At 67.5% G+C, this 26,997-nt stretch carries 27 protein-coding genes; 22 read left to right on the forward strand and 5 right to left on the reverse strand.

Going from position 1 to position 26,997, the window contains the following annotated elements; translation table 11 throughout:
* The first annotated feature begins 27 nt into the window (after positions 1 to 27).
* A complete protein-coding gene (locus tag LZ605_RS02405; RefSeq protein WP_249843633.1) occupies positions 28 to 534 on the forward strand; it encodes a GNAT family N-acetyltransferase in 507 nt (168 codons plus the stop codon).
* 10 nt (positions 535 to 544) lie between these two features.
* On the opposite strand, the gene LZ605_RS02410 is transcribed toward LZ605_RS02405, so the two are convergent.
* Together LZ605_RS02410 and LZ605_RS02415 are read right to left on the reverse strand one after the other, a co-directional pair.
* Positions 545 to 982 (reverse strand): acetyltransferase, encoded by a 438-nt coding sequence (locus LZ605_RS02410; protein WP_249843634.1) that lies wholly within the window; start codon positions 980 to 982, stop codon positions 545 to 547.
* A 68-nt stretch (positions 983 to 1,050) separates the two neighbouring features.
* Positions 1,051 to 1,818 (reverse strand): NAD(P)H-dependent oxidoreductase, encoded by a 768-nt coding sequence (locus LZ605_RS02415; RefSeq protein WP_249843635.1) that lies wholly within the window; start codon positions 1,816 to 1,818, stop codon positions 1,051 to 1,053.
* A gap of 78 nt (positions 1,819 to 1,896) precedes the next feature.
* Between LZ605_RS02415 and LZ605_RS02420 the strand changes: the two genes are divergently transcribed.
* The 5 genes from LZ605_RS02420 to LZ605_RS02440 all read left to right on the forward strand — a co-directional run bounded on the left by LZ605_RS02420 (position 1,897) and on the right by LZ605_RS02440 (position 5,802).
* Complete coding sequence (locus tag LZ605_RS02420; RefSeq protein ID WP_249843636.1) at positions 1,897 to 2,256, forward strand: winged helix-turn-helix transcriptional regulator; 360 nt, start codon at positions 1,897 to 1,899, stop codon at positions 2,254 to 2,256.
* A gap of 75 nt (positions 2,257 to 2,331) precedes the next feature.
* On the forward strand, positions 2,332 to 2,856 hold the full coding sequence (gene tadA, locus LZ605_RS02425) for a tRNA adenosine(34) deaminase TadA (protein WP_249843637.1): 525 nt from the start codon (positions 2,332 to 2,334) through the stop codon (positions 2,854 to 2,856).
* Between the two features lie 75 nt (positions 2,857 to 2,931).
* A complete protein-coding gene (gene orn / locus LZ605_RS02430; protein WP_249843638.1) occupies positions 2,932 to 3,504 on the forward strand; it encodes an oligoribonuclease in 573 nt (190 codons plus the stop codon).
* Between the two features lie 139 nt (positions 3,505 to 3,643).
* Positions 3,644 to 4,516, forward strand: coding sequence for an EcsC family protein (locus LZ605_RS02435; RefSeq protein ID WP_249843639.1), 873 nt, complete (start codon positions 3,644 to 3,646; stop codon positions 4,514 to 4,516).
* 170 nt (positions 4,517 to 4,686) lie between these two features.
* On the forward strand, positions 4,687 to 5,802 hold the full coding sequence (locus LZ605_RS02440; RefSeq protein ID WP_249843640.1) for an alkene reductase: 1,116 nt from the start codon (positions 4,687 to 4,689) through the stop codon (positions 5,800 to 5,802).
* 129 nt (positions 5,803 to 5,931) lie between these two features.
* Here the strand turns inward: LZ605_RS02440 and LZ605_RS02445 are convergent, their stop codons facing one another.
* A complete protein-coding gene (locus tag LZ605_RS02445; RefSeq protein ID WP_249843641.1) occupies positions 5,932 to 6,828 on the reverse strand; it encodes a mechanosensitive ion channel family protein in 897 nt (298 codons plus the stop codon).
* Between the two features lie 137 nt (positions 6,829 to 6,965).
* Positions 6,966 to 9,344 (reverse strand): phosphoenolpyruvate synthase, encoded by a 2,379-nt coding sequence (gene ppsA / locus LZ605_RS02450; RefSeq protein ID WP_249843642.1) that lies wholly within the window; start codon positions 9,342 to 9,344, stop codon positions 6,966 to 6,968.
* 144 nt (positions 9,345 to 9,488) lie between these two features.
* On the opposite strand from ppsA, the gene ppsR reads away from it, so the two are divergent.
* From ppsR to LZ605_RS02475, 5 genes are all read left to right on the forward strand, one after another.
* On the forward strand, positions 9,489 to 10,310 hold the full coding sequence (ppsR, locus tag LZ605_RS02455; RefSeq protein WP_006452040.1) for a posphoenolpyruvate synthetase regulatory kinase/phosphorylase PpsR: 822 nt from the start codon (positions 9,489 to 9,491) through the stop codon (positions 10,308 to 10,310).
* A 100-nt stretch (positions 10,311 to 10,410) separates the two neighbouring features.
* The gene (locus tag LZ605_RS02460; RefSeq protein ID WP_249843643.1) at positions 10,411 to 10,920 is read left to right on the forward strand and encodes a DUF1249 domain-containing protein; all 510 of its coding nucleotides are present in this window, start codon (positions 10,411 to 10,413) and stop codon (positions 10,918 to 10,920) included.
* Between the two features lie 42 nt (positions 10,921 to 10,962).
* Positions 10,963 to 11,451 carry an NUDIX hydrolase gene (locus tag LZ605_RS02465; RefSeq protein ID WP_107233147.1) on the forward strand — a complete coding sequence of 163 codons (489 nt, stop codon included), beginning with the start codon at positions 10,963 to 10,965 and terminating at the stop codon, positions 11,449 to 11,451.
* Positions 11,452 to 11,597: 146 nt separating this feature from the next.
* Positions 11,598 to 12,227: a DUF2239 family protein gene (locus LZ605_RS02470; protein WP_249843644.1), complete on the forward strand. Its 630-nt coding sequence runs from the start codon at positions 11,598 to 11,600 to the stop codon at positions 12,225 to 12,227.
* 119 nt (positions 12,228 to 12,346) lie between these two features.
* A complete protein-coding gene (locus tag LZ605_RS02475; RefSeq protein WP_249843645.1) occupies positions 12,347 to 13,714 on the forward strand; it encodes an MATE family efflux transporter in 1,368 nt (455 codons plus the stop codon).
* Positions 13,715 to 13,792: 78 nt separating this feature from the next.
* On the opposite strand, the gene LZ605_RS02480 is transcribed toward LZ605_RS02475, so the two are convergent.
* Positions 13,793 to 14,443 carry a class I SAM-dependent methyltransferase gene (locus LZ605_RS02480; protein ID WP_249843646.1) on the reverse strand — a complete coding sequence of 217 codons (651 nt, stop codon included), beginning with the start codon at positions 14,441 to 14,443 and terminating at the stop codon, positions 13,793 to 13,795.
* Positions 14,444 to 14,787: 344 nt separating this feature from the next.
* On the opposite strand from LZ605_RS02480, the gene LZ605_RS02485 reads away from it, so the two are divergent.
* The 11 genes from LZ605_RS02485 to LZ605_RS02535 all read left to right on the forward strand — a co-directional run bounded on the left by LZ605_RS02485 (position 14,788) and on the right by LZ605_RS02535 (position 26,863).
* Entirely contained in the window at positions 14,788 to 15,402 is a 615-nt protein-coding gene (locus LZ605_RS02485) for a CDP-alcohol phosphatidyltransferase family protein (RefSeq protein WP_249843647.1), read from the forward strand.
* A gap of 22 nt (positions 15,403 to 15,424) precedes the next feature.
* Complete coding sequence (gene phaE / locus LZ605_RS02490; protein WP_249843648.1) at positions 15,425 to 16,486, forward strand: class III poly(R)-hydroxyalkanoic acid synthase subunit PhaE; 1,062 nt, start codon at positions 15,425 to 15,427, stop codon at positions 16,484 to 16,486.
* Positions 16,486 to 17,553, forward strand: coding sequence for a class III poly(R)-hydroxyalkanoic acid synthase subunit PhaC (gene phaC, locus LZ605_RS02495; protein WP_249843649.1), 1,068 nt, complete (start codon positions 16,486 to 16,488; stop codon positions 17,551 to 17,553). The genes phaE and phaC overlap by 1 nt, the downstream gene beginning before the upstream one ends.
* A 48-nt stretch (positions 17,554 to 17,601) precedes the next feature.
* Positions 17,602 to 17,970, forward strand: a complete 369-nt coding sequence (locus LZ605_RS02500; protein ID WP_249843650.1) for a YfeK family protein — start codon at positions 17,602 to 17,604, stop codon at positions 17,968 to 17,970.
* Between the two features lie 63 nt (positions 17,971 to 18,033).
* Positions 18,034 to 18,237, forward strand: coding sequence for a PspC domain-containing protein (locus LZ605_RS02505; protein WP_107233155.1), 204 nt, complete (start codon positions 18,034 to 18,036; stop codon positions 18,235 to 18,237).
* Positions 18,234 to 18,686, forward strand: a complete 453-nt coding sequence (locus LZ605_RS02510) for a hypothetical protein (RefSeq protein WP_249843651.1) — start codon at positions 18,234 to 18,236, stop codon at positions 18,684 to 18,686. The genes LZ605_RS02505 and LZ605_RS02510 overlap by 4 nt, the downstream gene beginning before the upstream one ends.
* Positions 18,687 to 19,523: 837 nt before the next feature.
* Complete coding sequence (locus tag LZ605_RS02515) at positions 19,524 to 19,739, forward strand: hypothetical protein (RefSeq protein WP_005410085.1); 216 nt, start codon at positions 19,524 to 19,526, stop codon at positions 19,737 to 19,739.
* A 207-nt stretch (positions 19,740 to 19,946) separates the two neighbouring features.
* The gene (locus LZ605_RS02520) at positions 19,947 to 22,334 is read left to right on the forward strand and encodes a Tex family protein (protein WP_249843652.1); all 2,388 of its coding nucleotides are present in this window, start codon (positions 19,947 to 19,949) and stop codon (positions 22,332 to 22,334) included.
* A 208-nt stretch (positions 22,335 to 22,542) separates the two neighbouring features.
* Complete coding sequence (locus LZ605_RS02525; protein ID WP_249843653.1) at positions 22,543 to 24,726, forward strand: PAS domain S-box protein; 2,184 nt, start codon at positions 22,543 to 22,545, stop codon at positions 24,724 to 24,726.
* A 96-nt stretch (positions 24,727 to 24,822) separates the two neighbouring features.
* Positions 24,823 to 25,506, forward strand: a complete 684-nt coding sequence (locus LZ605_RS02530) for a response regulator transcription factor (protein WP_249843654.1) — start codon at positions 24,823 to 24,825, stop codon at positions 25,504 to 25,506.
* On the forward strand, positions 25,484 to 26,863 hold the full coding sequence (locus LZ605_RS02535; RefSeq protein WP_249843655.1) for a sensor histidine kinase: 1,380 nt from the start codon (positions 25,484 to 25,486) through the stop codon (positions 26,861 to 26,863). Before LZ605_RS02530 ends, LZ605_RS02535 begins: the two co-directional genes overlap by 23 nt.
* Positions 26,864 to 26,997 lie beyond the last annotated feature (134 nt).

A 26,997-nucleotide genomic window follows, 5' to 3' on the forward strand; every position in this document is an offset into this window, starting at 1 on the left:
GGTCCGCCGCACTGAACGAGGTGCCTTTTGAATTTCATCATCCGCGCTGAAACTCCGGCCGACATCGACGGCATCCACGCGCTGACGGCTGCGGCCTTCGCCACGGCCGAACACAGCAGCCACACCGAGCAGTTCATCGTCGACGCACTGCGCGCACGCGGTGAACTGTCGGTTTCGCTGCTGGCCGTGGACAACGGGCTGCTGCTCGGTCATGTGGCGGTGTCGCCGGTGACGGTTTCCGATGGCAGCACCGGCTGGTATGGCCTGGGACCGATCTCGGTGCTGCCGGCGCGGCAGGGGCAGGGCATCGGGGCCGCGTTGATGCGCGCCGCCATCGACGCCCTTCGCCAGCAGCATGCGCGCGGCTGCGTGTTGCTGGGCGAGCCGGCGTACTACGGCCGGTTCGGCTTCCGCGCCGAACCGGGGCTGGTACTGCCGGGCGTGCCTGCCGGGTACTTCCAGGCGCTGTGCCTGCAACCGCCGCTGGCGCAGGGAGAGGTGCGCTACTCACCGGCGTTCGATGCGACCGCCTGACCGCAGGCGCTCAGCCCGCGTGCCGAAGGTGGATCAGCGGATAGGCACGGCCCTGCGAATCCAGCGCTGAGCGGCCGGTTTCGACGAAGCCCATGCGCAGGTAGAACCCCACTGCCTGCGCATTCTGCACATTGACGTCGGTGCTCAGCTGCGGATGCAGCGCCAGTGCGTGCTGCAGCAGCCGACGGCCGATACCGGTGCCACGCACATCCGGGTCGATGAACAGCGCTTCCATGTGCGTGCCATCGATCAGCATGAAGCCCAACGGACGGTCCTGGGCATCGACGGCGACGGTCAAGGGAGCCTGTGGCAGGAAGCCGGCCACTTCGGCATCGATGGCCTGGCGGTCGTCGGCGCTGAGGAAGTCGTGGGTGGCGTCGACAGCGCGGCGCCAGAGATCGACGAGGGCCGCGCCGTCGTCGGCGCGCGAGGGGCGCAGGGTGGTCATGGGGTCACCAAGGTGCTTTGGAGTAAGGCGAAGTATGAGGCCTTGCACGCGTCTGTACAGGCCGGGCTTCACTCACCGCTTCGGTGGCGGATGAACGGGCTGTGCGCGGCCGCCTGCGCGCGCAGCACGATGCCGTCTTCAAAGTCCTGGCTGTCGTTGAAGGGCACGGTCGGCCAGTGCTGCCAGTGCGCCAGCCGTTCCCGGTAACCCTGGACGGCGGCGACGAGTGCGTCGTCGTGCGCCTGCACGCGTTGCGCCGCGAGCCCCGAGCGCACGCCATGCACCCGATGCGGCTGCATCACCTCGAAGCCGATGTAGCGCAGGCTGTACATCAACGGCCACAGCAGCAGCCCGGTATCGCCTTCGCGCCCATCGACCGCGCAGGCCCGAGCCGACGAGCCGGTGGTGACGCTGAGCAGTGCACGTTTGCCCCGCATCACCCCGTGTTCGTGGCGCTGCCGACTGTTGTACATCGGTCCATAGACCAGCACACGATCCAGCCAGCCCTTGAGAATGGCGGGCGCGGCGAACCACCACAGCGGAAACTGCAGGACCAGCAGATCGGCGGCGTGCAGCTGTTGCAGGTGACGCTGGATATCGGCAGGCAGGGTGCCGAGTTCGGCGCTGTGCCGCTGCTCGCGCTGGGCATCGAAGCGCTCCGGTTGCAGGCGCTGCCGATGGTGGTGGGCGGCCTCGCAGGGGTCGAAGCCCTCCGCGTACAGATCAACCACCTCCACGCTGATGCCGGCGCGACGCAGCTGTTCGGCGGCCTGCGTGGCCAGATGGGCGTTGAAGGACCGCGGTTCGGGATGGGCAAGCACGATCAGCGCGCGCATGGGGTGGGCTCGGCGGGGGATGTGCGACCATCCTCGCGACGCCGGATCGCCCCGGCAATTACGCACCTTGAGGTAACCATGGCTCATCCCGGCGATGTCTATGCGGCGGACTGCTCGGCGCGCGATGCGCTGGCGCTGATCTCCGGCAAGTGGGTGATGCTGGTGTTGCCTGCGCTGGCTGACGGCCCGCAGCGCAATGGCGCACTGCTGCGGAAGATCGAGGGCATCTCGCAGAAGGTGCTGACCCAGACCCTGCGGCAGCTGGAGCGTCACGGTCTGGTCGAGCGCTGCGAGCCGGGGCGCAAGCCGCTGCACGTGGAGTACCGGTTGACCGAGGTCGCGCGGGGTTTGGTGGCTACGCTGGCCAGCCTCGACCGCTGGGCGGAAATCAACTTTCCGGTGCTGGACGCGGCACGCGAGCGCTTCGACGCACGTTAGCAGCGCATGAACGGCCGCCGGCGTACACTACCGCCCCGGCGGCCAGCCTGGCCCTGTTGATACCGGAGAACCGCCATGACCGATGCCCTGGGTGTACCGGTGCACGACGCCGATGAACACTGGATGCGCCACGCGCTGGCGCTGGCCGAGCGCGCGCAGCGCGAGTTCGACGAGATCCCGGTCGGTGCGGTGCTGGTCGGTGCCGACGGCCAGCTGCTGGGCGAAGGCTGGAACCTCAACATCGCTTCGCACGATCCCAGCGCGCACGCCGAGATCGTGGCGATGCGTGCCGGCGGTGTGCGACTGGCCAATCACCGGCTGCTCGGCAGCACCTTGTACGTCACCCTGGAGCCGTGCGCGATGTGTGCGATGGCCATCGTGCATGCGCGTGTCTCGCGCCTGGTCTACGGCGCCAGCGACCCCAAGACCGGCGCCTGCGGCAGCGTGTTCGACCTGCTCGGTGACGCGCGCCATAACCACCGGGTGGAGATCCATGGCGGTGTGCTGGCCAAGGACGCCAGTACGCGCCTGACCAACTATTTCCGCGCCAAGCGTGGCAAGCCGCCGTTGCTGCTGGAAGACCACGCCGACGAGGGCTGAACGGCGAAGGGGTATGATGGGCGCCTCTTTCCTTTCCCGGTGGGCCGCGCGCCTGCCCAGCAACGAGGCGACACCATGGCGGAAAACGGCGCGGCCAACGAGCGACTGATCTGGATCGACCTGGAAATGACCGGGTTGGATACCGACAACGATTCGATCATCGAGATCGCCACGGTGGTCACCGACGCGCAGCTCAACGTGCTGGCCGAGGGGCCGGAGTTCGCCATCCACCACCCGCTGGAAACGCTGGAAGCGATGGACGAGTGGAACCGCAACCAGCACCGCCGGTCCGGCCTGTGGCAGCGCGTTGTGGACAGCACCGTCACCCTGGGCCAGGCCGAGGCGCAGACGGTGAACTTCCTGGCGCAATGGATTCCCTCAGGCCTGTCGCCGATGTGCGGCAACTCGATCTGCCAGGACCGCCGCTTCCTGCACCGGCAGATGCCGCGGCTGGAGAAGTACTTCCACTACCGCAACCTGGACGTGTCCACGGTGAAGGAACTGGCCAAGCGCTGGGCACCGGCTGTGGCTGCCGGTGTCGGCAAGAACAGCAACCACACCGCGCTGAGCGATGTGCATGACTCGATTGCCGAGCTGCGCCACTACCGCCAGTTCATGGGGGCGCTGTCGGGGTTGCCGGCTGCCTGAACGACGCCGCCGGGTGACACACGACCGGGTAGTGCTGGCCGCTGGCCGGCAATCCGGGCGCTTTCGTGAGGTGTATCGGGTTGCCGGCCAGCGGCCGGCACTACTTCCCGTTCAACTCCCCGGCGCTAAGATCGGCGCCATGAACGAGCCCATCCTGCTTCCCCGCGACATCGCCCATGACGCCCGCGACTGGTCCGACCTGCAACGGGCGGTGGCGCTGCTGGAAGCGCCGACCCTGACCGCGCGCATGGCCAACCTGGTCGGCACGCCGCTGGAGTTCGCGGTGAAAGCGCTGCCCAAGGCAGTCTCCGGCCGCATCCATGGCGCGGTGCAGGCGGCGCTGTCCAAATCGGCGCAGGCCGCGTTGTGGAGCATGGACAACACGCCCGGCAAGGGCGCCTCCACCCGCTGGCACAAACTGGCGGCCGCCACCTCCGGTGCGGTGGGTGGGGCGTTCGGCTTCGCCGCGCTGTTCATCGAACTGCCGGTGTCGACCACCATCATGATGCGCGCGGTGGCCGACGTGGCCCGCAGCGAAGGCTTCGATCTGTCCGAGTTCAGCACCCGCCAGGCCTGCCTGGAGGTGTTCGCGCTGGGCGGCAACTCGCCGCGCGATGACGCCAGCGAGACCGGCTACTACCTGGCCCGTGGCTTCACCACCGACGTGATGCGGCATCTGTCGGCCGAGCTGGCCGGGCGCGTGGTGACCGGCCGCGACCTGACCCTGGGCGTGGCACCGAAGGAAGCCGGCAAGCTGCTGGCGAAGCTGGTGGAGAAGGTGGCGGCGCGCTTCGGCGTGGTGGTCACCGAGAAGTTCGCCGCGCAGGCGGTGCCGATCGTCGGTGCCGCCGCCGGTGCAACGCTCAATACCATGTTCACCGACTACTACCAGGACATGGCGCGTGGCCACTTCATCGTGCGCCGGCTGGAGCTGAAGTACGGCGAAGACGTGGTGCGCACCTGCTATGACCGGGTGGCACATGGTGGCGTGTTGATCGAGCCGTCGCTGTAACCGGCGTTGGGGTCGCTTTGGGGTCAGAGCCCTTTGCGTTGCAAAGGGATCCGCCCCCCGGCCAAGCCATCCTTGCCTGCCGGGCACAACTGTTTTGCCGCAGCACGCCTGTTGCGTGTCCTGGGCGATCCCCATTCTTGCCGGCACTTCCCCCGCAAGAGAGTGCCGCCATGCTGTTCACCCCTCACCGCCTCGGCGGGTTGACCCTGCCCAACCGCATCGTGATGCCGCCGATGACCCGCTCGCGTGCGGCCGCCGGCAACGTCGCCACGACCGAAATGGCGACCTACTATGCGCAACGTGCCGGCGCCGGCCTGATCGTCAGCGAAGGTACCCAGATCAGCGCGCAGGGCCAGGGCTACGCCTGGACGCCTGGCATCCACAGCCCCGAACAGGTGCGGGGCTGGCGCCAGGTGACCGATGCGGTGCACGCCGCCGGTGGCCGCATCTACGCGCAGCTGTGGCATGTCGGCCGCGTCTCGCATGTGGCGCTGCAGCCGGGTGGTGCCGCGCCGGTGTCGTCCTCGGCATTGCTGGCCGAAGGCGTGAAGGTGTTCGTCGACCCGGCCGGTGCCGGCCCGGAAGCCGGCGTGGGCGAGATGATCCAGCACTCGATGCCGCGCGCGCTGGGCGAGGACGAGATTCCGGGCATCGTCGCCGATTACGCGCAGGCTGCGCGCAACGCGCTGGAGGCGGGCTTCGATGGCGTGGAGCTGCACGGCGCCAATGGCTACCTGATCAACCAGTTCATCGACTCGCAGGCCAACCAGCGTACCGATGGCTATGGCGGCTCGCTGCAGAATCGCCTGCGTTTCCTGCGTGAGGTCGTGCAGGCGGTGGTGGCGGTGATGGGGGGGGAACGTGTGGGTGTGCGGCTGGCGCCGCTGACCACGCTGCAGGGCGCGGTGGACGACACGCCGCAGGCGACCTATCTGGCCGCTGCGCATCTACTGGGCGGGCTGGGTGTGGGCTATCTGCATATTGCCGAAGCCGACTGGGAGGATGCGCCGCTGATGCCGGTGGCGTTCAAGCAGGCGCTGCGCATGGTCTACCCGGGCACGCTGATCTATGCCGGCAAGTACACCGCCGAGCGCGCCGAGCAGGCATTGGCCGAGGGCTGGGCCGATCTGATCGGGTTCGGCCGGCCGTTCATCGCCAACCCGGATCTGCCTGAGCGCCTGCGTACTGGTGCAGAACTGAATCCACCGGATCGTGCCACGTTCTTCGGTGGTGGCGCCGAGGGCTTCACCGATTACCCGGTGCTGGAAGAAGTTGCTGAGGCCTGACGGCGATGCCGGCCAGCGGCCGGCACTACCAGGGTCCACGAGGAGGGGGAGTGCCGGCCGCTGGCCGGTATCCCGGGGATGGATCAGGTTGGGTGGGTGCCGACCGTTGGTCGGCACTGCCGGGATGGCTCAGGGCTTGTCGCGCACCAGCGCGTTAGCCTCGACCACGCCACCATCCTTGCCGTGCAGGTACAGGTGCATGTCCTGCTGCGGATACGGAATGTTGATGCCGGCCTTGTCGAAGCCCAGCTTCAACTGCTCCAGCAGCGTGACCTTGGTGCCGAACCAGTCGGGCGACTTCACGTAGCAGCGGATGCCGAGGTTGATCGCGTGTGCACCCAGTTCGTACACCACCACGTCCGGCACCGGCGTCTGCAGCACACGCGGGTCGGCCTTCATCAGCGCCAGTGCGGTATCGCGTGCCAGCTGGATGTTGTCCTCGTAGCCGATGCCGATCACCAGTTCGACGCGGCGGGTCGGCTCGGCGGTCAGGTTGATGATCGGCGCGGCCGTGATCAGGGTGTTCGGAAGGGTGGTGTGCTGGTTGTCGGCGCCGGTAAGCACCGTCTGGAAGATGCGCACTTCGCGCACGGTGCCGGTCTGCCCGGCGATGGTGACCACGTCGCCGACACGGAACGGACGCAGCGTCACCAGCATCACGCCCGAGGCGATGTTGGAAAGCGAATCCTTCAGGGCCAGGCCAACGGCGAGGCCGGCGGTACCGAGTACGGCCAGCAGCGGCGAGATCGGCACGCCGAGTGTGGCGATCGCCAGCACCACCACGATCACCAGCGCCGCGGCGTAGACCACGTTGCGCAGGAAACTGCCCAGCATCGGATCCACGCCCATGCGTGAGGTGGCACGCGGCATTGCATTGGAGATGCGGCGAGCGATCCACAGGCCGATCAGCAGCACGACGACCGCGGCCAGCAACGGCACGCCATAGGTTTCCAGCAGGCGCTCCCAGTCGAGCGAGTGGAACCAGGGCATTGTGGCGGGGGCGGCGGGTGCTGCGGCGGCGATCATGCGGACGTCCTTTGCTGCGAAGGGCAGGGCGTCCATGGACGCCAGAAACACGAAGCCCCGCAGAGGCGGGGCTTGCGTGCAGCAGCAGTATGGGCTGACGCCGATGAAAACGACGTCAGCCTGCGGCCTTCAGCGCATCAGCCGTTGGCCTTCAGCTTGGCCAGGCGCAGCCAGGTATCGACTACGGTGTCCGGGTTCAGCGACACCGACTCGATGCCTTCCTGCATCAGCCATTCGGCCAGATCCGGGTGATCGGACGGGCCCTGGCCGCAGATGCCAACGTACTTGCCCTTGGCGCGCGCGGCCTTGATCGCCATCGACAGCAGCTTCTTCACTGCCGGGTTCCGTTCGTCGAACAGGTGCGCAACGATCGACGAGTCGCGATCCAGGCCCAGGCTGAGCTGGGTCAGGTCGTTGGAGCCGATCGAGAAGCCGTCGAAGATTTCCAGGAACTCATCGGCGAGCAGTGCGTTGGACGGCACTTCGCACATCATGATGATCTTCAGGCCGTTCTCGCCCTGCTTCAGGCCGTTCTGTTCCAGCACCTCGATGACCTTGCGGCCTTCTTCCAGGGTGCGCACGAACGGAATCATGACCCATAGGTTGTCCAGGCCCATTTCGTTGCGCACGCGCAGCACGGCCTTGCACTCCAGCGCGAAGGCGGCCGAGAAGCTCGGGTCGACGTAACGGCTGGCGCCGCGGAAGCCGATCATCGGGTTCTCTTCGTGCGGCTCGTAGTTGCTGCCGCCGATCAGGTTGGCGTACTCGTTGGACTTGAAGTCCGACAGGCGCACGATCACCGCATTCGGCGCGACCGAGGCGGTGAGGGTGGCGATGCCTTCGGCCAGGCGGTCCACGTAGAAGCTGACCGGATCACCGTAGCCGGCGATCTTCTCGTCGATCTTCTTCCTGGTCGCCGCGTCCTGGCGGTCGTATTCCAGCAGCGCGTTCGGGTGGATGCCGATGTGGCTGGCGATGATCATTTCCAGGCGGGCCAGGCCGATGCCGGCGTTGGGCAGCTGGCCGAAGTCGAAGGCACGTTCCGGGTTGGCCACGTTCATCATGATCTTCAGCGGTGCCGGCGGCATGTTGCCCAGATCGGTGGTGGTGCGCTCGAAGCCGAGCTTGCCTTCGTAGATGAAGCCGGTATCGCCTTCAGCGCAGCTGACGGTGACCAGCTGGCCATCTTCGATGACCTTGGTGGCGTTGCCCGAACCGACCACGGCCGGCACGCCCAGCTCGCGCGCGATGATCGCGGCGTGGCAGGTGCGGCCACCACGGTTGGTGACGATGGCCGAGGCGCGCTTCATCACCGGTTCCCAGTCCGGGTCGGTCATGTCGGCGATCAGCACGTCGCCCGGCTGCACGCGGTTCATGTCGTCCAGGGTCTTGACCACGCGGGCCACGCCCGAGCCGATCTTGGCGCCGACGGCGCGGCCTTCGGCCAGCACCTTGCCGCCCTTTTCGGTCAGCGCGAAGCGCTCGATCTGGGTGGCGTGGCTGCGCGACTTCACCGTTTCCGGGCGCGCCTGCACGATGAACAGCTTGCCGCTGACACCGTCCTTGGCCCACTCGATGTCCATCGGGCGGCCGTAGTGCTTTTCGATGACCAGCGCCTGCTTGGACAGTTCCTGCACGTCCTCGTCGCTGATGGAGAAGGTGCTGCGCAGTTCGGCCGGGGTGTCCTCGATCTTTACGCGCTCACCGGGGACATCCGAGTACACCATGCGGATTGCCTTGCTGCCGAGCGAGCGGCGCAGGATCGCCGGCTTGCCGGCCTGCAGGGTGGGCTTGTAGACGTAGTACTCGTCGGGGTTCACCGCACCCTGCACGACCATTTCGCCCAGGCCGAACGAGGAGGTGACGAACACCACGTCGCGGAAGCCGGATTCGGTGTCCAGGGTGAACAGCACGCCGGAGGAGCCGACGCCCGAACGCACCATCAGCTGCACGCCGGCGGACAGGAACACGTCTTCATGCTTGAAGCCGTGGTGCACGCGGTAGGCGATGGCGCGGTCGTTGTACAGCGAGGCGAACACTTCCTTGACCTTGTGCACGACGTCGTCGGCACCGGTGACATTGAGGAAGGTTTCCTGCTGGCCGGCGAAGGAAGCGTCCGGCAGATCCTCGGCGGTGGCCGACGAGCGCACGGCCACGGCCACGTCGCCGCCGCCGTTGTCGGCGCTCAGCTTGGCGTAGGCGGTGCGGATGTCCTGGTCCAGCTGCGGCTGCAGCGGCGCATCGATCACCCAGGTGCGGATTTCCTTGCCGGCGGCGGTCAGCGCGGTGACGTCCTCGACGTCCAGCGTGGCCAGCTTGTCGAAGATGCGCTTGGACAGGTCGTTGTGCGCGATGAAGTCCTTGAAGGCTTCAGCGGTGGTGGCATAACCGCCCGGCACCGAAACGCCCAGACCGGCCAGGTTGCCGATCATCTCGCCCAGCGACGAATTCTTGCCGCCTACGCGGGCCAGATCGGCCAGACGCAGTTCGTGCAACCACAGGATGTTCTCGTTCAAGCGCGATGCTCCGTTTGGCCATCGCCCGAGGCGGGCTGAGTGGCCGCGTCCGTAGGAAGAAGCCGATATGATGCCGGGCAGAGCACCGTCGGCACAAGCTTGTGCTGGCGGCCTTTTTAAGCTTCGTAGGGGGTAAAAGCGCGCATGTCGACCATCCGTCCGGTGTTCTACGTTTCCGATGGAACCGGTATCACCGCTGAAACCATTGGGCATAGCCTGCTGACCCAGTTCTCCGGGTTCAGCTTCATTACCGACCGGATGTCGTTTGTCGATGACCCTGAAAAGGCGCGTGAAGCCTGCGCCCGGATCCAGGCGGCGGGGGAGCGCTACCAGGTCCGGCCGATCGTGGTGAACTCCTGCGTGGACCAGAGCCTGAGCCTGATCCTGGCCGACAGCGGGGCGCTGATGCTGGATGTGTTCGCGCCGTTCATCGAGCCGCTGGAGCGTGAACTGGCCAGCCCGCGCCTGGCCCGGGTCGGCCAGGCTCACGGCATGGTCGATTTCGACACCTACCACCGCCGCATCAATGCGATGAACTTCGCTCTGACCCACGATGACGGCATCGCGGTGAACTACGACGACGCCGACGTGATCCTGGTGGCGGTGTCGCGCGCCGGCAAGACGCCGACCTGCATCTACCTGGCCCTGCATTACGGGGTGCGTGCGGCCAACTACCCGCTGACCGACGAGGACCTGGAAAGCGACCGCCTGCCGCCGCGCCTGCGCAACTACCGGCGCAAGCTGTTCGGCCTGACCATCGACCCGGACCGCCTGCAGCAGATCCGCCAGGAGCGCCGCCCGAACTCCCGCTACGCCAACCTGGACACCTGCAAGCGCGAGGTGGCCGCGGCCGAGGTGATGTTCCAGATGGAGCGGATCCCGACCCTGAGCACCACCCACACCTCGATCGAGGAGATCTCCAGCAAGGTGCTGGCCACGCTGGGGCTGCAGCGCGAGCTGTATTGAGGCGCGCGCCACGATCGCCGGGCATGGCCCGGCTCTACCCCCGGGGTTGGCTTGCGCATGCGCGCCCCCACGTTGAAGCACCAACGTGTAGGATCGACCCATGGCCCGAGCCTTGCCCCGTACCAATCGCATTCCCCGCCTGAGCCGGTTGAGCTGGCTCATGGGGCTGTATGCGGAAAACTACCGGCACCTGGTGCGCCTGTTCGAACCGGCCGGACTGGTGGCGGGCAGCTACATTTCCTCGATCGGTGACGGTCTGGACGTGCGCCTGGACGTCATCGAATGCCATCGCTACACGGTGGAACTGCGCCTGACCTACGACCTGGCCGACCCGGTCACCGGCGAGCCGGATCCTTCGGCCTATGTGCGGCTGTACCGTGACGCGCGCCAGGTCGAGACCACCCATTGCTATGTGGGCCGCCGCTGGCAGGACACCATGGGCCTGTACCCGCCGCCGGCCGAGCTGATCAGCCACCGCATGCGGATGAACACCTTCCTCGGCAAGTGGCTGGAATACCTGGCCGAGCGCGGCCACGGCGTGGCCACCCTGCGCCGTGACCCTGATGGCGCCGGCACACCTGCCGAACGCCGCCTGTCGCTGGTGCGCTGATCGGCCATAATCGACGGCTGACCTGCTGCTGGATGCTGCCCCATGCCGTATACCCCGATCGTCGCCACCCTGGGCTATGTGCTCTCGCCCGATCGTCGCCAGGTGCTGATGATCCACCGCAACACCCGCCCCGGTGACCATCACCTGGGCAAGTACAACGGTCTGGGCGGCAAGATCGAAGCGGACGAGGACGTGGCCGCCAGCATGCGCCGCGAGATCCAGGAAGAAGCCGGGATCGACTGCACCGGCATGCGCCTGCGCGGCACCCTCAGCTGGCCGGGCTTCGGCAAGCACGGCGAGGACTGGCTGGGCTTCGTGTTCGTCATCGACACCTTCGAGGGCAGCCCGCACGGTGGCAACCACGAAGGCACGCTGGAGTGGGTGGACCTGGACAAGCTGGACACGCTGCCGATGTGGGAGGGGGATCGCAACTTCCTGCCGCTGGTGTTCGACGCCGACCCGCGCCCGTTCCATGGGGTGATGCCGTACAAGGACGGCCGCATGGTCAGCTGGTCCTACAGCCGGCTGTGACCCGACGAATCGGTTGGGTGCCAACGACGAAACGGGTGGGTGCCAACCTTGGTTGGCGCGCTCTTCCGGCAGATTAATACCCGGACAATATTGACGCGAACAAATTACCCGGGCAATATTTGCGCATCGCCCCCGATGCCATCGCCATGCCCGCGTCCGCACTTCCCCCCTTCAGCTGTTTCGACGGCCATCGCCTGGTCGCCTCCGGTACCCCGGCAGTGGCCGCGCTGGCACTGAAGCAGCTGCGCGCCGACCACGCCGCCGGTCCGCTGCTGGTGTTCGACAACGCCACCGGCCGCACCCGTGATTTCGACACGCGCGGCAGCGATGCCGAACTGTTGGCGCGGCTGGCCGATACCTTTGCAACGGCCGCGGAGGCCGATGCCGGAATCGCTCCGGAAGACGCGCCTGTTGCCCCGCGTGGCCGTGGCCGCCCGAAGCTGGGCGTGGTGGCCCGTGAAGTGACCTTGCTGCCGCGCCATTGGGCGTGGCTGGCCGAGCAGCCCGGCGGGGCTTCGGTGGCATTGCGAAAACTGGTCGAGGCGGCCAGCCGGGCCGGTGCCGACAAGGACCGCCGGCGCCGCGATGCCGAGCGTGCCTATCACTTCCTGCAGACCATCGCCGGTGACCTGCCGGGCTTCGAGGAGGCCATCCGCCTGCTGTTCGCGCATGACCGCGCAGGCCTGGAAGCGGCGTTGCGCCGCTGGCCCGAGGACGTGCGCCGCCACGCGCTGCGTCTGGCCTTCGACGAACCTGTAGACAGCGCCGACGACTGAGCCAACACGCTGTCGTTGAGCGACCGCGCGCTCTGATCGCGGGCCAAGGCCCGCTTCCCTTGTGCTTGCTTTGCTGGCGTAAACGCCTGGCAGGGCAGCGCCTTGCCCCGAGAAAACCCATGAACACGCCTGCACCTGCCACCGCCTCGGCCGCGCCACCGCTGTGGCGCACCTATCTGACCCTGCTGCTGCCGATGCTGCTGACCAATGCATTGCAGCTGGCCGCCGGCACGCTGGACAACATCTACCTGGGCCATCTGCTGGGTACCCAGGCAGTGGCGGCGGCCGCTGCGTTCTTCCCGGTCTTCTTCCTGCTGCTGGCCCTGGTCATGGGGCTGGCGACCGGTGCGATGGTGATGATCGGCCAAGCCTGGGGTGCGGGCCGCCCGCACCAGGCGCGCGCCATTGCCGGTAGTGCGGTGGCTCTGGTGCTGGCGCTGTCGGTGCTGGTGATGGCCGTGGGTGGCGGCTTCGCGCCTCAGCTGCTGGCGGCCCTCGGCACGCCAGCGCCGATCCTTGGCGAATCGGTCGTCTATGCGCGCGTCCTGCTGTTGGCGGCACCGGTGTTCTTCCTGCTGTGGTTGGCCACGGCGGTCAGCCGTGCGGTGGGCGATGCGAAAACGCCGCTGCATGCGCTGCTGCTGGCGACGCTGGTCGGCCTGCTGTGCACGCCGCTGCTGATCCTGGGCGAGGCCGGTCTGCCGCGGCTGGGCCCGGCCAGTGCGGCCGTCTCGGCGGCGCTGGCCTCCCTGCTGGCCCTGGTCTGGCTGATGTGGCGCTGGCAGCGGACGGGGCACCCGTTGGCACCGGGGCGCGAACTGCTGCGTGCGATCCGCTTCGATGGAGTACTGATCCGTTCGATGCTGCGTATCGGCGTGCCGTCTTCGCTGCAGATGCTCAGTCTGGCCGTGGCCGAGATCGTGCTGCTGGGCTGGATCAATCGCTACGGATATACCGCCACGGCGGCCTACGGTGCGGTCAACCAGTTGATGAGCTGGGTGCAGCTGCCGGCGATGTCGCTGGGCATCACCGCCACCATCCTCGCTGCGCATGCGATGGGGGCGGGGGGTACGGCACGGCTGCCGGCCATCGCCCGCACCGGCGTGCTGCTCGGCAGCGCGATGCTGGCGGTGGTGCTGCTGCTGGTTATGGCGCTGGCGCCCTGGCTGAGCGGCCTGATCCTGGCGGCCACGGACGTGCGCGAACTGGCCACGCAGCAGTTGCGCACGGTGGTGTGGGGGGTGTTGGCGATGGGAGGCAGTGCGGTGCTGGTCGGCGTGATGCGGGGCAGTGGCACGGTGCTGTTGCCGGCATTGCTGGGCTTGGTTGCCGTGTTGCTTCTGGAGCTGCCGCTGGCGATGTGGCTGCAGGCGCGGTACGGGCTGACCGGCCTGTGGTGGGCGTGGCCGCTGGGGCTGATGGCAATGCTGGTGATGCAGGTGATCTGTTTCGCCCGGTGGCGGCGACGATCCCTGGCGAGGGTATGACCGGTAGTGCCGGCCGCTGGCCGGCAAAGCCGCCTTGCCGGGGCAGCCGGCCAGCGGCCGGCACTACCACCGCCAGGTTCAGCGCCGATGTGCCAGCAGCAGGTGGAAATGCTTCTCGCGCATCTGTCCGTCATTGCTCGACGCGGTTTCCCGGTGGCTGCGCCAGGCCGAGACGTTGAATCCCGACACGCGCAGTGCCAGCTCCACCGCATCCAGCTCATGCAACTGGAAATCGGCGGAAAATGACAGGCTGCGCATGAAGGCCGCATCGCCGAACGCCAGGCACAGCCGGCCTCCCCGGCGAAGTACGCGCGCCAGCTCGTCCAGCACCGGGGCCAGGTGGGGCCAGAAGTACAGGGTGTTGACCGCCAGTGCGGCATCCATGGATGCCTCGTCCACCGGCAGCGCATGGGCGTCGCCAAGCCGCATCGCCGCCCGGCCGCCCAGGCCGGCACTGGCCAGACGCTGGTTGCCGGCCTCGACCATGGCGGCGGACAGTTCAATGCCCAGGTACTGGCTTGCTGGCGCCTGCAGCAGTTGCGGCGCGAAGGCCGCATTGCCGGGGCCGATCTCCAGAATGCGTTCGCCGGCCGCCACCGCCAGCAGCCCGATCGCGGCCTGGTTCAGCGCGCCGTTGCTGCGGTTCATCGAGTCGGCCACTGCCAGTGCAGCGTCGCCATGGGGCCGTCGCAGCTGCGCGGCCAGGGTGGAAGCATCCAGCATCATCATCGTCCGTCACAAAGAATCGGACGTGGCGGCGGCGGGTCCGCCGACGACCATAGCGCCGTCCCGGCGGCTTGGGAAGTAGGTAAACCCCGCTGCCGGGTGATCAGGAAATGTCCAGAGTCGCAGTCGGTGAGATCTGGTTGTCCACAGGGGGTGTGGATTACGCGTGGGCAACTTTGTGGATAAGCCGCGACAGGCGCCACCCCCCTAGGCTGTCAAGATGGGTGGCGAAAAATTCACCGCTGGTGATGAGGAGTGAGGGCGCGGTGAAGGCGGCGCCTTGCCGGTGCTGTCGCCAGCGGCGGCGCTCGCGGTAACCTGTGGGCCTTGATGCTCCGTGAGACCCCATGAAACGTCACTTCTCGATGCTGCGCGAATTCCAGCTGGCGGACTGGTTCACCCTGGCCAATGCCTTCTGCGGCACCGGTGCGGTGTTTGCCGCGATGCGCTTCCTGCAGGACGGGGAGCGCGGCTACCTGCTGTTCGGCATGGCGTTGATCCCGCTGGCCTTCATCTTCGATGCACTGGACGGGCGCATCGCACGCTGGCGCAAGTCCAGTTCCACCCTCGGGCGGGAGCTGGATTCGCTGTCCGATGTCATCTCCTTCGGTGTGGCTCCGGCAGCGCTGGCCTATGCCTGCGGTATGCAGGGCGGCTGGGACTGGCTGGTGCTGAGCTACTTCGTCTGCTGCGGTGTCAGCCGCCTGGCGCGCTACAACGTCACGGCCGAGGCACTGGCCGGCGAGGAGGGCAAGGTCAAGTACTTCGAGGGCACGCCGATTCCGACCAGCCTGGTGCTGGTGATCATGCTGGCCATCGCCGCCGGTACCGATGCCATCGGCCAGGACATCTGGTTCGGCCAGTGGCAGATCGGGCCGTGGCAGCTGCATCCGATGGTGCTGCTGTTCGCGCTGTCCGGGTCGCTGATGATCAGCAAGACCCTGCGTATTCCCAAGCCATGAACCTGCTCTGCGGAGGCCTGCGATGACCAGCTCGGCCCACGACGCCGGCAGCAGCGATTTCGAGACCCTGGCCCGGCAGTATTTCGGTGCCTGGGGCGATGCGCTGCGGCATGCGACCACCCCCGGCGCGCCGGGCGGCGGCGACCCCGGCAGCTGGCAGCGGCTGTTTGACGGCTGGGCCCAGTTGTTGCCGGAACAGGGGCAGGGCGCACCGGAAGATGCGGTGCGCCGCTTCCGTGAGCAGGCCGGCAGCTGGTACGGCACGATGCAGGAGGTGGCCGCGCGCTTCGCCGGCCGCGATGCCAGCAGTGCCGAGGTGGCGCAGGCCTGGCGTGAGGCGGTGCAGGGGCAGGGCGAGGGCATGCTGCAGTGGATGCTGCAGGGCGCCCGGGGCAGTACCCAGGCCGCTGCCGCCGTGCCCGAATTCGCCGCGTGGCTGCAGCAGTTCCAGCTGCAGGCCGGCCCGTGGCTGCAGAGCCCCGCATTCGGCCCCGGCCGCGAGCATCAGGCACGCTGGCAGGCGCTGCTGCGTGCGCAGGAGGACTACCAGCAGCACTCGCGCGCCTACGTCGAACAGATCAAGCAGGTACTGGAGCAGGCCTTTGCCCTGTTCGAACAGCGCCTGGCCCAGCACGAGCAGCCCGGCAGCCAACTGACCAGCGCCCGTGCGATGTTCGATCTGTGGATCGAGGTGGCCGAAGAGGCCTACGCCAAGGTTGCCCTTTCCGAACCGTTCCAGCAGGTCTACGCCGCATTGGGCAACGCCCAGATGCGCCTGCGCGCCGGCCTGCAGCGCGAGATTGAACAGATGAGTGAACGCATCGGCCTGCCGACCCGCAGCGAGATGGACACGGCCCATCGCCGCATCGCCGAGCTGGAGCGCAGCCTGCGCCGGCTGCAGGCGCAGGTGGCGGTGCTGGCCGGAACCGCTGCGGTCGATCCGGTCGCGCAGCCGGCGCCGGCGAAGGTGAAGCCAGCCGCGCGCACGGCCGCGAAGAAGGCTGCGCCGGCAAAGAAGCCGCCTGCGAAGAAGACATCTGCGAAGACGGCCGCTCCTCGCGCTTCCGCTCGGGCGCGCAATTGATGAAAGGACCGTTGGGCTTCAACGCCGATGATCTGATGCAGGAAACCCTGGCCATGCAGCGCAAGCTGATGGAAGGGCTGAAGCTGCTGCCGCAGGTGGAGGACGTCGACTATGGCGTGACCGCCCGCGAGGAAGTCTGGCGCGATGGCAAGGTGGTGCTGTACCGCTTTGTCGGTGAGCAGGCGCCGACCCGGCGCACGCCGCTGCTGATCGTCTACGCGCTGGTCAACCGGCCGTACATGGTGGACCTGCAGGCCGATCGTTCGCTGGTGCAGAAGCTGCTGGTGCTGGGCCAGGATGTCTACGTGCTGGACTGGGGCTACCCGGACCGCTCCGAGCGTTTCCAGACCCTGGAGGACTACCTGCTGCGCTACATCGATGGCGCGGTGGACGCCTTGTGCGCACGCAGTGGCGGGCCGGCGGACCTGCTCGGCATCTGCCAGGGCGGTGTGTTCGCGCTGTGCTATGCCGCGCTGCGCCGGCACAAGCTGGGCAACCTGATCACCATGGTCACCCCGGTCGATTTCCAGACCGCCGACAACATGCTCTCGCACTGGGCACAGCAGGTGGATGTGGACCTGCTGGTGGATACGCTGGGCAACATCCCGGCCGACCTGATGAACGCCAGCTACCTGATGCTCAAGCCGTTCCGTTTGAACGTGCAGAAGTACGTCGGCCTGCTCGACATCCTCGATGACAAGGCGGCGCTGGAGGACTTTCTGCGCATGGAAAAGTGGATCTTCGATTCACCGGACCTGGCAGGCGAGGCGTTCCGTGACTTCATCAAGCAGTTCTATCAGGGCAACGGCTTGATGAAGGGTACGGTGCGGATCGGTGAGGAGACGGTGGATCTGTTGCAGGTGACCCTGCCGGTACTGAACATCTACGCCGAGCAGGATCACCTGGTGCCGCCCGATGCCTCGCGCGCGATGCGCGGTCGACTGGGCACGCAGGACTACACCGAGTCCAGTTTCCGCGGCGGCCACATCGGCATCTACGTGTCAGGCCGCGCGCAGCGCGAAGTCCCTGCCACCATCGATGGCTGGCTGAAGGCCCGGGACCGGTAGAGTCGAGCTTGCTCGACTTCATGCTTGCTCGACTTCATGGAACCCAGAATGTCCCGAAACCCTCTCCTGATGCTGGCCATCCTGCTCGCCGCGCCACTCGCCCAAGCCGCCCCCGGACCACAGGCGCAGCGCGAGATCGCCCAGCTGATCGGCAGCCTGGACGGCTCGCAATGCCGGTTCCAGCGCAATGGCAGCTGGTACGACGGCAGCGATGCGCGCGCGCACCTGCAGCGAAAGTACGACTACCTGCTGAAGAAGAACCAGGTGGACAGCGCCGAGCAGTTCATCGAGCGTGCCGCCAGCCAGAGCAGCATGAGTGGCAAGCCCTACCGCATCCAGTGCCCCGGGCAGCCTGAACAGACGGCAGCGGCCTGGTTTGGCGCACGTCTGCAGGCACTGCGCCAACGCACGCCGTAGACATCGGGGCGATGTAGAGTCGAGCTTGCTCGATGCTCTTTCCGATATCCAGGAGACGCCGCCATGAACACCACGCCCAGGACGCTGTCGCGATCGCTCAACGACCGCATGATTGCCGGCGTGATCGGCGGCATCGCGCACCGCTTCGGCTGGAGCCCCACGCTGCTGCGGGTGATCTACGTGCTGGTATCGGTGGCCTCGGCCGCGTTCCCGGGCATTCTGGTCTATCTGATCCTGTGGCTGTTGATTCCCAACGAGGCCGATTGAACGCCTCCCAACGACCGTGGCCGGTCTGGCTGCGCGCGCTGCAGGTGCTGGGCGCGGCCTGGACCCTGCCCAACACGCTGGCCGGGCTGCTGGGTGGGCTGGTGGGCATGCTCGGCGGGGCGAGACCGCGCTGGAGCGGTGCCGACTGTGCCGTCGTTTTTGACCGGTGGCCATGGGGTCCTGGCGGTGCGATCACCCTGGGCAACGTGATCCTGCACACCGGGCACGACCTCGGCATGTCGTGCCGGACTTACGCCCACCAGGCAGGGTGGGGGGTGGAGCCGCTGATCCGCCTGGATGACCATGAGCGGGCGCACGTCTACCAGTATCTGGTGCTGGGGCCGTTGTACCTGCCGGTGTATCTGCTGTGTGGCGGGGTGAGCGCGCGCAACCCGTTCGAGCGTGCGGCCGATCATTACGCCCGGTACGGACACGGCTGGTGGCCGTAGTTTCCAGCCAACGGCGCAGCCCCTCGTGGATGGGTCTCGGAATGCGTTTCATGTGATCGGGCCGGGCGGGATGGGTTCGCGGGACACGCCGTAAACCCGTCCATGGGGGCTCGATGGCGCCATCCATGGCGCCAACGGTCCCGCGAACCCATCCCGCCCGATCGCTGACAGTTTCCGGTCGCGTCCAGCCACGGAAAAGAAAAAGAACAGCAGAAGCGGGTCGCGCGCTGCGCTTGCCCGTGTAGAGCCGAGCCTGCGCTCGGCTTCGTGGACTGGCCTGAAAGCGGCCGAGCGTGGGCTATGCCGGTCGTCCTGACCGGCACCCTTCGGGCCGTCGCCATGCGCGACGTTGGCAGCGGCTCCTCCTGCTGCCTTCGGCTCTACAAAAAGCGGCCAGTCCGGCAGTTTTTGCTTTTGATTTTCTTTTTTCTTCTCCGTGGGTGGAGGCAGGCATCAGGAATCTGTCAGCGGCCGGGAGGGTGGGTAGGGCGGGGTGTCCGCGGCATGGAGGCCGCGGCCAAGCCCCCATGGATGGGTTCACGGCGTCCCCGGCCTGCCCACCCTCCCTGCCAGTCCACAGGAAACCGGCTTTCCGCGACCAACCCATCCACCCACGCGGGGCTGCGCCGTTGGCGGGAATCCCCTGCGGATTCGTTAGTCGGAAGTTAAGGATTCGTAAGCATTCTGCTGCGAATTCGCAGTCATCTGCATGCAACCGATCGTCATTAGGCTGCGTGACGTTCCAGTCAGGTTCGACGCGGTAAGCTCTCCCTCGATGAGCTCGCAGCATCGCTCATCGAGTGCAGTACGCAGTAGCATTTTGGAGGAATACATCACATGGCAATTGTTCTCTATGTCGGTGGTAGCAAGGATGGCGAGAAGGGCGTGGTGCCCTACGGCTTCAGCAAATCCCGCGCCGACACCGCGCTGGGGCCGGAGTTCTACACCGAGCGGTTCATGGAACTGCAGGGTGTCGGCAAGGTCCGCCTGATGGCCCTGGAAGGCATGCGTGACGAGATCGTCATGCAGCGCGCCGCCCGCCACTACCGCTGACCTTCGCAACACGCGGCAGGGCTCGCCCACCATCGCGCGCCCGCGCCGGCATCCCAGCCCCGGGCCCGTCCGAGCCCTCTCTCCGCCAGGATGCCGGCGTCCCCACCGGTTGCGCCGCTGAACCTCGCCCTCTGTCAATGCCTTGTTCGGCTGCGCCGCGGGTTGCCAGAATGGGGCCTTCCCGTAACGCGGCACAGACCTGAAGCAATGCACGACGCCAAGAACGCCCAGAGCGCGCTCGCCCAGCAGATCGCCCAGACCATCGCCGAGGAGATCGGTGCCCAGTCCGCCCAGGTACGTGCCGCCGTCGGCCTGCTCGACGAGGGCGCCAGCGTTCCGTTCATCGCGCGCTACCGCAAGGAAGTGACCGGTGGCCTGGATGACACCCAGCTGCGCAACCTGGAAGTGCGCCTGACCTACCTGCGCGAGCTGGAGGACCGCCGTGCGGCGGTGCTGGCCAGCATCGGCGAGCAGGGCAAGCTGAGCGACGAACTGCGCACCGACATCCTGGCCGCCGATACCAAGAGCCGGCTGGAAGACCTGTACCTGCCGTACAAGCCCAAGCGTCGCACCCGCGCGCAGATTGCCCGCGAGGCCGGACTGGAGCCGCTGGCCGATGGCCTGCTGGCCGACCCGACGCAGGACCCGCAGGTTTTCGGCGCCACCTTCATCGACAGCGACAAGGGCGTGGCCGATACCAAGGCGGCGCTGGAAGGCGCGCGCGCGATCCTGATGGAGCGCTGGGGCGAAGATGCCGCGCTGGTCGGTGAACTGCGCACCTGGCTGGGCGAGACCGGCCTGATCCGTGCGCGCGTGGCCGAGGGCAAGGAAACCGAAGGCGCCAAGTACCGCGACTATTTCGAACATGCCGAATCGCTGGCGAAGATTCCCTCGCACCGCTTGCTGGCGCTGTTCCGCGCGCGCCGCGAGGAGATCCTGTTCCTGGAGCTGGACCCGGGCAGCGATGCCGAGGCCGGCCACCAGTACGCCGAAGGGCGCGTGGCGCGCCGGGCCGGCATCGCCGACCAGGGCCGCGCGGGCGACCGTTGGCTGCTGGACGCGTGCCGCCTGACCTGGCGCGCCAAGCTGCACACGCACCTGCTGCTGGACCTGTTCAACCAGGCCCGCGAAAAGGCCGAAGCCGAGGCCATCGCGGTGTTCGGCGACAACCTGAAGGACCTGCTGCTGGCCGCGCCGGCGGGCCCGAAGACCGTGCTGGGGTTGGACCCAGGCATCCGCACCGGCTGCAAGATCGCGGTGGTCGATGCCACCGGCAAGCTGGTGGCTACCGATACCATCTACCCACACGAGCCGCGGCGCCAGTGGGACCAGTCGCTGCAGACCCTCAAGCAGTTGTGCGCGAAATACAACGTCGAGCTGATCGCGATCGGCAACGGCACCGCCAGCCGTGAGACCGACAAGCTGGCCGGTGAAGCGATCAAGGCCGCGGCCAACCCGAAGCTGCAGAAGGTGGTGGTCAGCGAGGCCGGTGCCTCGGTGTACTCGGCCTCCGAGTTCGCGGCCAAGGAATTTCCGGGCCTGGACGTGTCGCTGCGCGGCGCAGTGTCGATCGCACGCCGGTTGCAGGATCCCCTGGCCGAGCTGGTCAAGATCGAGCCCAAGGCGATTGGCGTCGGCCAGTACCAGCACGATGTGGACCAGTACCGCCTGGCGCGGGCGCTGGACGCCCGCGTGGAGGATTGCGTGAACGCGGTGGGCGTGTACGTGAACACGGCCTCGGCCGCACTGCTGTCGCGCGTGTCCGGCCTGTCGGCCACGGTGGCTGAGAACATCGTGCGCCACCGCGATGACAATGGCCCGTTCAAGCGCCGCAAGGACCTGCTCAAGGTCGCGCGCCTGGGCGAAAAGACCTTCGAGCAGTGCGCCGGCTTCCTGCGCATCGCCGACGGTGAACAGCCGCTGGATGCCTCGGCGGTGCATCCCGAAGCCTACCCGGTGGTCGAGCGAATCGTGGCCAGCACCGCACGCCCGATCAAGGCGCTGATCGGCGACGGCAGCTTCCTGCGCGGGCTGAAGGCCGAGCAGTTCACCGATGAATCCTTTGGCGTGCCGACCGTGCGCGACATCCTGAAGGAGCTGGAGAAGCCCGGCCGCGACCCGCGTCCGGAATTCAAGGCCGCACGTTTCGCCGAGGGCGTGGAGGACATCAAGGACCTGCGTGAGGGCATGGTGCTGGAAGGGGTGGTCAGCAACGTGGCCGCGTTCGGTGCCTTCGTCGACATCGGCGTGCACCAGGACGGCCTGATCCACATTTCTGCCCTGTCCGACACCTACGTGAAGGACCCGCGCGAGGTGGTCAAGGCCGGCGATATCGTCAAGGTGAAGGTGCTGGAGGTGGACGTGGCGCGCAAGCGCATCGCCCTGACCCGGCGCCTGGACGACACCCCCGGCCAGGCCACCAGCCGTCCCGGCAGCCGCGAGGAACGCGGTCCGGGCCAGCCGGCACGCCGTGATGCGGCGGGACAGGGCCGTGGGCCCGGCCGCGGCCAGGGCACCGGCAACCGGGGCGGGCAGGCGGCGCCGCCGGCCAACAACGCCCTGGCCGAGGCGTTCGCACGCGCCAAGCGCAGCTGAGGTTCCTGGCCCCCGTCACGCTTGATGTGTGGCGGGGGACTTGTCGGTTTTCCCCGTGATTGCGCACACTTGCGCAACAGGGGCGGCGTTTGGCCACCCCGCTGTCGCTGGGGAGGGCCATGACGCCAGCACGACCCGTCGTCTTCATTGGCGGCTGCAGCCTTTCGCTGCGGCCCGCGCCTGCCTGCGCCTGCGAGGCGCCCCGTTGATGGCGGGCCAGGGCAACAACGGCAACGGGATGCTGGAGCGACGCCTGCACGAGCTGGCCGAGGAGCGCCGCCGGCTGGCGATGATCATCGACGGTACCGCGGCCGGCACCTGGGAATGGAACGTGCAGACCGGGCAGATGCGGGTCAACGCGCGCTGGGCCGAAATCGTCGGTTATCGGCTGGACGAGCTGGAGCCGGTCTGCCAGAAGACCTTCCTGAAGCTGGTCCATCCCGATGACATCGCGTTGTCCGATGCGGCGCTGGAAGACCACTTCGAAGGGCGCAGCGACAACTATGCCTGCCTGCTGCGCATGCGCCACCGCAATGGCCAATGGATCTGGATCCAGGACCGGGGCAGGGTGTTCGAATGGGATGGGCAGGGGCGGCCGCTGTGGATGGCCGGCGCGCATGCCGATGTGACCGAACTGCAGCAGGCCCGGCATGACGCGGCCGAGACCCGCCAGCGCCTGCAGGCCGTGGTCGATGCCTCCGACGAGGTGGCGGTGATCGCCACCGATACCGATGGCACCATCACCCTGTTCAATACCGGCGCAGAGCGGTTGCTGGGCTACAGCGCCGCTGAGGTGGTCGGCCAGCGCAGGCTCGATGCCTTCCACGACCCGCAGGAGCTCAGGGCCTGGCTGCAACCGCAGGCCGCGGCCGATGGCACGCTTCCGGGCGTGTTCGAGGCGCTCAGCGCGCGCGCCGACGGCCAGACGTATTCACGACAATGGACCCTGCTGCGCAAGGATGGCCAGTCGCGCCAGGTGCGGCTGTCGATCAGCCGCATGGACGGGGCTGACGGCCAGCGCATCGGCTACGTCGGCATGGCCATCGACATCACCGAGATCCTGCAGGCACGTGCCGAAGCGCGCCTGTCGGCGGAGAAGTTCGCCGGCGCGTTCACCTCCGCCGCACTGGGCATGGCGCTGGTGTCGCTGGAAGGCCGCTGGCTGGACGTCAACGACGCGCTGTGCCGGATCCTTGGCTATCCGCGCGAGGAACTGCTGCAGGTCGATTTCCAGCGCCTGACCCATGCCGATGACCTGCAGGCCGATCTGGCCCTGGTGCAGGACCTGCTGGCGGGCCGGCGCAGCCATTACCATCTGGAAAAGCGCTACCTGGACCGCGATGGCCGCACCATCTGGGCGCGCCTGTCGGTCTCGCTGGTGCGCAACGAGCATGGCGAACCGCTGCATTTCGTCTCGCAGATCCAGGACATCACCGCCCAGCGCAGCAGCGAGCAGCGCCTGTTCGAGAGCGAGCAGCGCAGCCGCATCACCCTGGATGCGGTGGCCGACCTGGTGCTCAGCGTCAACCTTGATGGTCGCATCGATTACGCCAATGCGGCGGCGGTGCGCACCCTGGCCGGCGATGGCGCCTTGTCGCTGGCCGGGCACAAGGTGCAGGACGTGCTGTCGCTGACCACCGAATATGCGCCCGGCTCGGTGCTGGATGTATCGGTACTGCTGGACCCGGAAAGCAACGCCGTGGACCTGCATGCCGATCTGCTGCTGCGCCTGGGCAGCGCCACGGTGCCGGCGGACCTGACCCGTGCCTGGCTGCGCGACGATGAAGGCCATGTGCGGGGCGCGGTGTGGGTGCTGCGCGATGACACCCAGCAGCGCGCACGCCAGCGCGAGGCCCGCCACCTGGCCGAGATCGACCCGCTGACTGAACTGAGCAACCGCCGTGGCTTCGAGGTGCATCTGCAGCAGGCGATCACCCGCGTTGAACGGACCGGGCAGGCCGCATCGCTGATGTATATCGACCTGGACCGCTTCAAGCCGGTGAACGACACCTGGGGGCACCTGGCCGGCGATGCCGTGTTGTGGGCGGTGGCCAGCGTGCTGCGGCACGGCGTGCGTGATTCGGATGTGGTGGCACGCCTGGGCGGCGATGAGTTCGCGGTGATCCTGTCCGGCTGCACGCCGCGCCGCGCTGCCCGCATCGGTGGCGAACTGCTGCACACGCTGGCGTCGCTGTCCATTCCCTGGGACCAGCACCGGCTGCGGGTCGGTGCCAGCATCGGCATTGCGCCGTTGGCCGGCGGCATGAGCGTGGACCAGGCGGTGGCCGCCGCCGATGCCCAGTGCTACCGGGCCAAGGCGATGGGCCGCAACAACGTGCAGGTGCAGGGCGAACTGTCCGACCTGCCGGGCGAGGACGGTGAGGCCGGCTGAACCGGCCTGCACCGCCCGGTGGGGATGAAGGATGTTTCATTTGCCCGTACCGGCCGATTTGGCGAGCATGGGCCAGCCTGGACTTCCGAAGTGCCCATGTCGCGTGTATTGACCATCGAGGATGACGCCATCACCGCCCAGGAAATCCTGGCGGAACTGGCCAGTCATGGCCTGCAGGTGGACTGGGTGGCCGACGGCCGCGAAGGCATGGTGCGGGCGGCCAGCGGTGACTATGACGCGATCACGCTGGATCGCATGCTGCCCGGCCTGGATGGCCTGGCCATCGTCACCACGCTGCGCCGGATCGGCATCGATACGCCGGTGTTGATGCTCAGTGCGCTGTCCGACGTCGACGAACGCGTGCGTGGTCTGCGCGCCGGTGGCGACGACTACCTGACCAAGCCGTTCGCCTCCGACGAGATGGCGGCGAGGGTGGAAGTGCTGCTGCGCCGCCGCCAGCGCCCGGCCGGCAACGAGACCGTGCTGCGGGTGGGCGACCTGCAGCTGGACCTGCTGGCGCGCACCGCCCATCGCGGCGGGCGCAGCCTGAGCCTGCTGCCGACCGAGTTCAAGCTGCTGGAGTACCTGATGCGCAACGCCGGCCAGGTGCTGACCCGGATGATGCTGTTCGAGGAAGTGTGGGGCTATCACTTCGACCCCGGCACCAACCTGATCGATGTCCATATTGGTCGCCTGCGGCGCAAGCTGGACCACCCCGATGCCCCGGCGCTGATCCGTACCGTGCGCGGTAGCGGCTATGTCCTCAGCGAAACTGTCTGACGGCTGGCGTTCGTCCAGCAGTCGCCTGCTGGGCCTGTACAGCCTGCTGTTCGTCGCCTGGTCCTGCGCCTTGCTGGGCGTGCTGTACTGGCGGGTGTCGCTGTACCTGGACGAGCTGGCACAGTCTGCCGTGCTGCAGCGCGCACACCTGTTCGAGCATTTCACCGGTGACGGGCTGACCGCGGCGCTGCGCGAGAACCGACGCTACGACCTGCATGGCATTGATGCCTACGGGCTGTTCACGCCCGAGGGCAAGCCGCTTGCCGGCATGCTGAAGTCGCTGCCCGCACAGCTGCCGCCGGATGGCAGCGCACACCCGGTTTCGGGGCTGCCGATCAACGATGCCTACGCCCGCGGCAAGCGCGGCTTCGGCGTGGCCATGCCGACCCGCGACGGCCGCATCCTGGTGCTGGTGCGCTACAGCGGGCCGTTGAACCAGGTCAACCATCTGATCCTCGATGCACTGTTGTGGGGAGTATCGCTGACCCTGCTGCCCGGCCTGCTGGGCTGGCACTTGCTGCGACAGCGGCCGCTGCGGCGCATCCAGGCCATCGAGCAGGCCACCGCCCGCATCGTGGCCGGTGACCTGGGCCGGCGTCTGCCGCTGTCCAACCGCCGCGACGAGCTGGACATGCTGGCGGCCATCGTCAATGCGATGCTCGACCGCATCGAACAGCTGATGACCGAGGTCAAGGGCGTGTGTGACAACATCGCCCATGACCTGCGCACGCCGCTGACGCGCGTTCGTGCGCAGCTGTACCGCATGCGCCAGCAGGTGGCCGATGGTGATCCGCAGTCACTGGCGCTGGAGCAGGTGCTGGAGGAGACCGACACCCTGATGGCGCGCTTCCGCGCGCTGCTGAGGATTTCCGAACTGGAAGACCATCAGCGCCGTTCCGGTTTCAGCACGCTGGCGCCGAACGCGCTGCTGCAGGAGATCCATGCCTTCTATGCGCCGCTGGCGGAGGAGAAGGGGCAGCTGTTGCTGCTCGAGCTGGCCGCCGATCTGCCGGGCGTGATCGGTGACCGCGGCCTGTTGTTCGAAGCGATCGGCAATCTGCTCGACAACGCGATCCGGTTCGCACCGGAAGGCGGCCGTGTGCAGCTTTCGGCGCGGGTGGAGCAGGGTGCTACCTGCATCGTGGTGGAGGACTCCGGGCCGGGCATTGCCGAGGCCGAGCGCAGCCTGGTGTTCCAGCGTTTCCATCGTGCGGAGGCCAGCAAGGGCGGTGGCTTCGGGCTGGGGCTGTCGATCGTGGCAGCGATTGCCGGGCTGCACGGATTCCGCCTGCAGGTGGGGCAGTCCACGCTGGGCGGCGCTCGATTCAGCCTGCTGTGCAGGCCGCAGGTGCTGTAGGGAGTGGTCTTTTGCAGGGCGTGCAGCCCTGCACCTGCTGCAATCAACGTCAACGTCAACGTCAAACGCCGGGATTCCTGTGGGTAGGCGGGGCACTGTGGGTTTGCGGGGTGTGAGCCGCATGGATGCGGCGA

Origin of the sequence: Stenotrophomonas maltophilia (assembly GCF_023518235.1) — a bacterium.
GTDB lineage: Bacteria > Pseudomonadota > Gammaproteobacteria > Xanthomonadales > Xanthomonadaceae > Stenotrophomonas.

Bases quoted from the DNA above. Each gene is read 5' to 3' on its own strand.
- phaE (WP_249843648.1), top strand. From the start codon at position 15,425: ATGACCAGCTCGGCCCACGACGCCGGCAGCAGCGATTTCGAGACCCTG.
- LZ605_RS02475 (WP_249843645.1), top strand. From the start codon at position 12,347: ATGAACACGCCTGCACCTGCCACCGCCTCGGCCGCGCCACCGCTGTGG.
- LZ605_RS02465 (WP_107233147.1), top strand. From the start codon at position 10,963: ATGCCGTATACCCCGATCGTCGCCACCCTGGGCTATGTGCTCTCGCCC.
- LZ605_RS02520 (WP_249843652.1), top strand. From the start codon at position 19,947: ATGCACGACGCCAAGAACGCCCAGAGCGCGCTCGCCCAGCAGATCGCC.
- LZ605_RS02460 (WP_249843643.1), top strand. From the start codon at position 10,411: ATGGCCCGAGCCTTGCCCCGTACCAATCGCATTCCCCGCCTGAGCCGG.
- ppsR (WP_006452040.1), top strand. From the start codon at position 9,489: ATGTCGACCATCCGTCCGGTGTTCTACGTTTCCGATGGAACCGGTATC.
- phaC (WP_249843649.1), top strand. From the start codon at position 16,486: ATGAAAGGACCGTTGGGCTTCAACGCCGATGATCTGATGCAGGAAACC.
- tadA (WP_249843637.1), top strand. From the start codon at position 2,332: ATGACCGATGCCCTGGGTGTACCGGTGCACGACGCCGATGAACACTGG.
- LZ605_RS02440 (WP_249843640.1), top strand. From the start codon at position 4,687: ATGCTGTTCACCCCTCACCGCCTCGGCGGGTTGACCCTGCCCAACCGC.
- LZ605_RS02470 (WP_249843644.1), top strand. From the start codon at position 11,598: ATGCCCGCGTCCGCACTTCCCCCCTTCAGCTGTTTCGACGGCCATCGC.
- LZ605_RS02445 (WP_249843641.1), bottom strand. From the start codon at position 6,828: ATGATCGCCGCCGCAGCACCCGCCGCCCCCGCCACAATGCCCTGGTTC.
- LZ605_RS02505 (WP_107233155.1), top strand. From the start codon at position 18,034: ATGAACACCACGCCCAGGACGCTGTCGCGATCGCTCAACGACCGCATG.
- orn (WP_249843638.1), top strand. From the start codon at position 2,932: ATGGCGGAAAACGGCGCGGCCAACGAGCGACTGATCTGGATCGACCTG.
- LZ605_RS02435 (WP_249843639.1), top strand. From the start codon at position 3,644: ATGAACGAGCCCATCCTGCTTCCCCGCGACATCGCCCATGACGCCCGC.
- LZ605_RS02485 (WP_249843647.1), top strand. From the start codon at position 14,788: ATGAAACGTCACTTCTCGATGCTGCGCGAATTCCAGCTGGCGGACTGG.
- LZ605_RS02480 (WP_249843646.1), bottom strand. From the start codon at position 14,443: ATGATGATGCTGGATGCTTCCACCCTGGCCGCGCAGCTGCGACGGCCC.
- LZ605_RS02525 (WP_249843653.1), top strand. From the start codon at position 22,543: ATGGCGGGCCAGGGCAACAACGGCAACGGGATGCTGGAGCGACGCCTG.
- LZ605_RS02410 (WP_249843634.1), bottom strand. From the start codon at position 982: ATGACCACCCTGCGCCCCTCGCGCGCCGACGACGGCGCGGCCCTCGTC.
- LZ605_RS02500 (WP_249843650.1), top strand. From the start codon at position 17,602: ATGTCCCGAAACCCTCTCCTGATGCTGGCCATCCTGCTCGCCGCGCCA.
- LZ605_RS02530 (WP_249843654.1), top strand. From the start codon at position 24,823: ATGTCGCGTGTATTGACCATCGAGGATGACGCCATCACCGCCCAGGAA.
- LZ605_RS02535 (WP_249843655.1), top strand. From the start codon at position 25,484: ATGTCCTCAGCGAAACTGTCTGACGGCTGGCGTTCGTCCAGCAGTCGC.
- LZ605_RS02515 (WP_005410085.1), top strand. From the start codon at position 19,524: ATGGCAATTGTTCTCTATGTCGGTGGTAGCAAGGATGGCGAGAAGGGC.
- LZ605_RS02415 (WP_249843635.1), bottom strand. From the start codon at position 1,818: ATGCGCGCGCTGATCGTGCTTGCCCATCCCGAACCGCGGTCCTTCAAC.
- LZ605_RS02420 (WP_249843636.1), top strand. From the start codon at position 1,897: ATGGCTCATCCCGGCGATGTCTATGCGGCGGACTGCTCGGCGCGCGAT.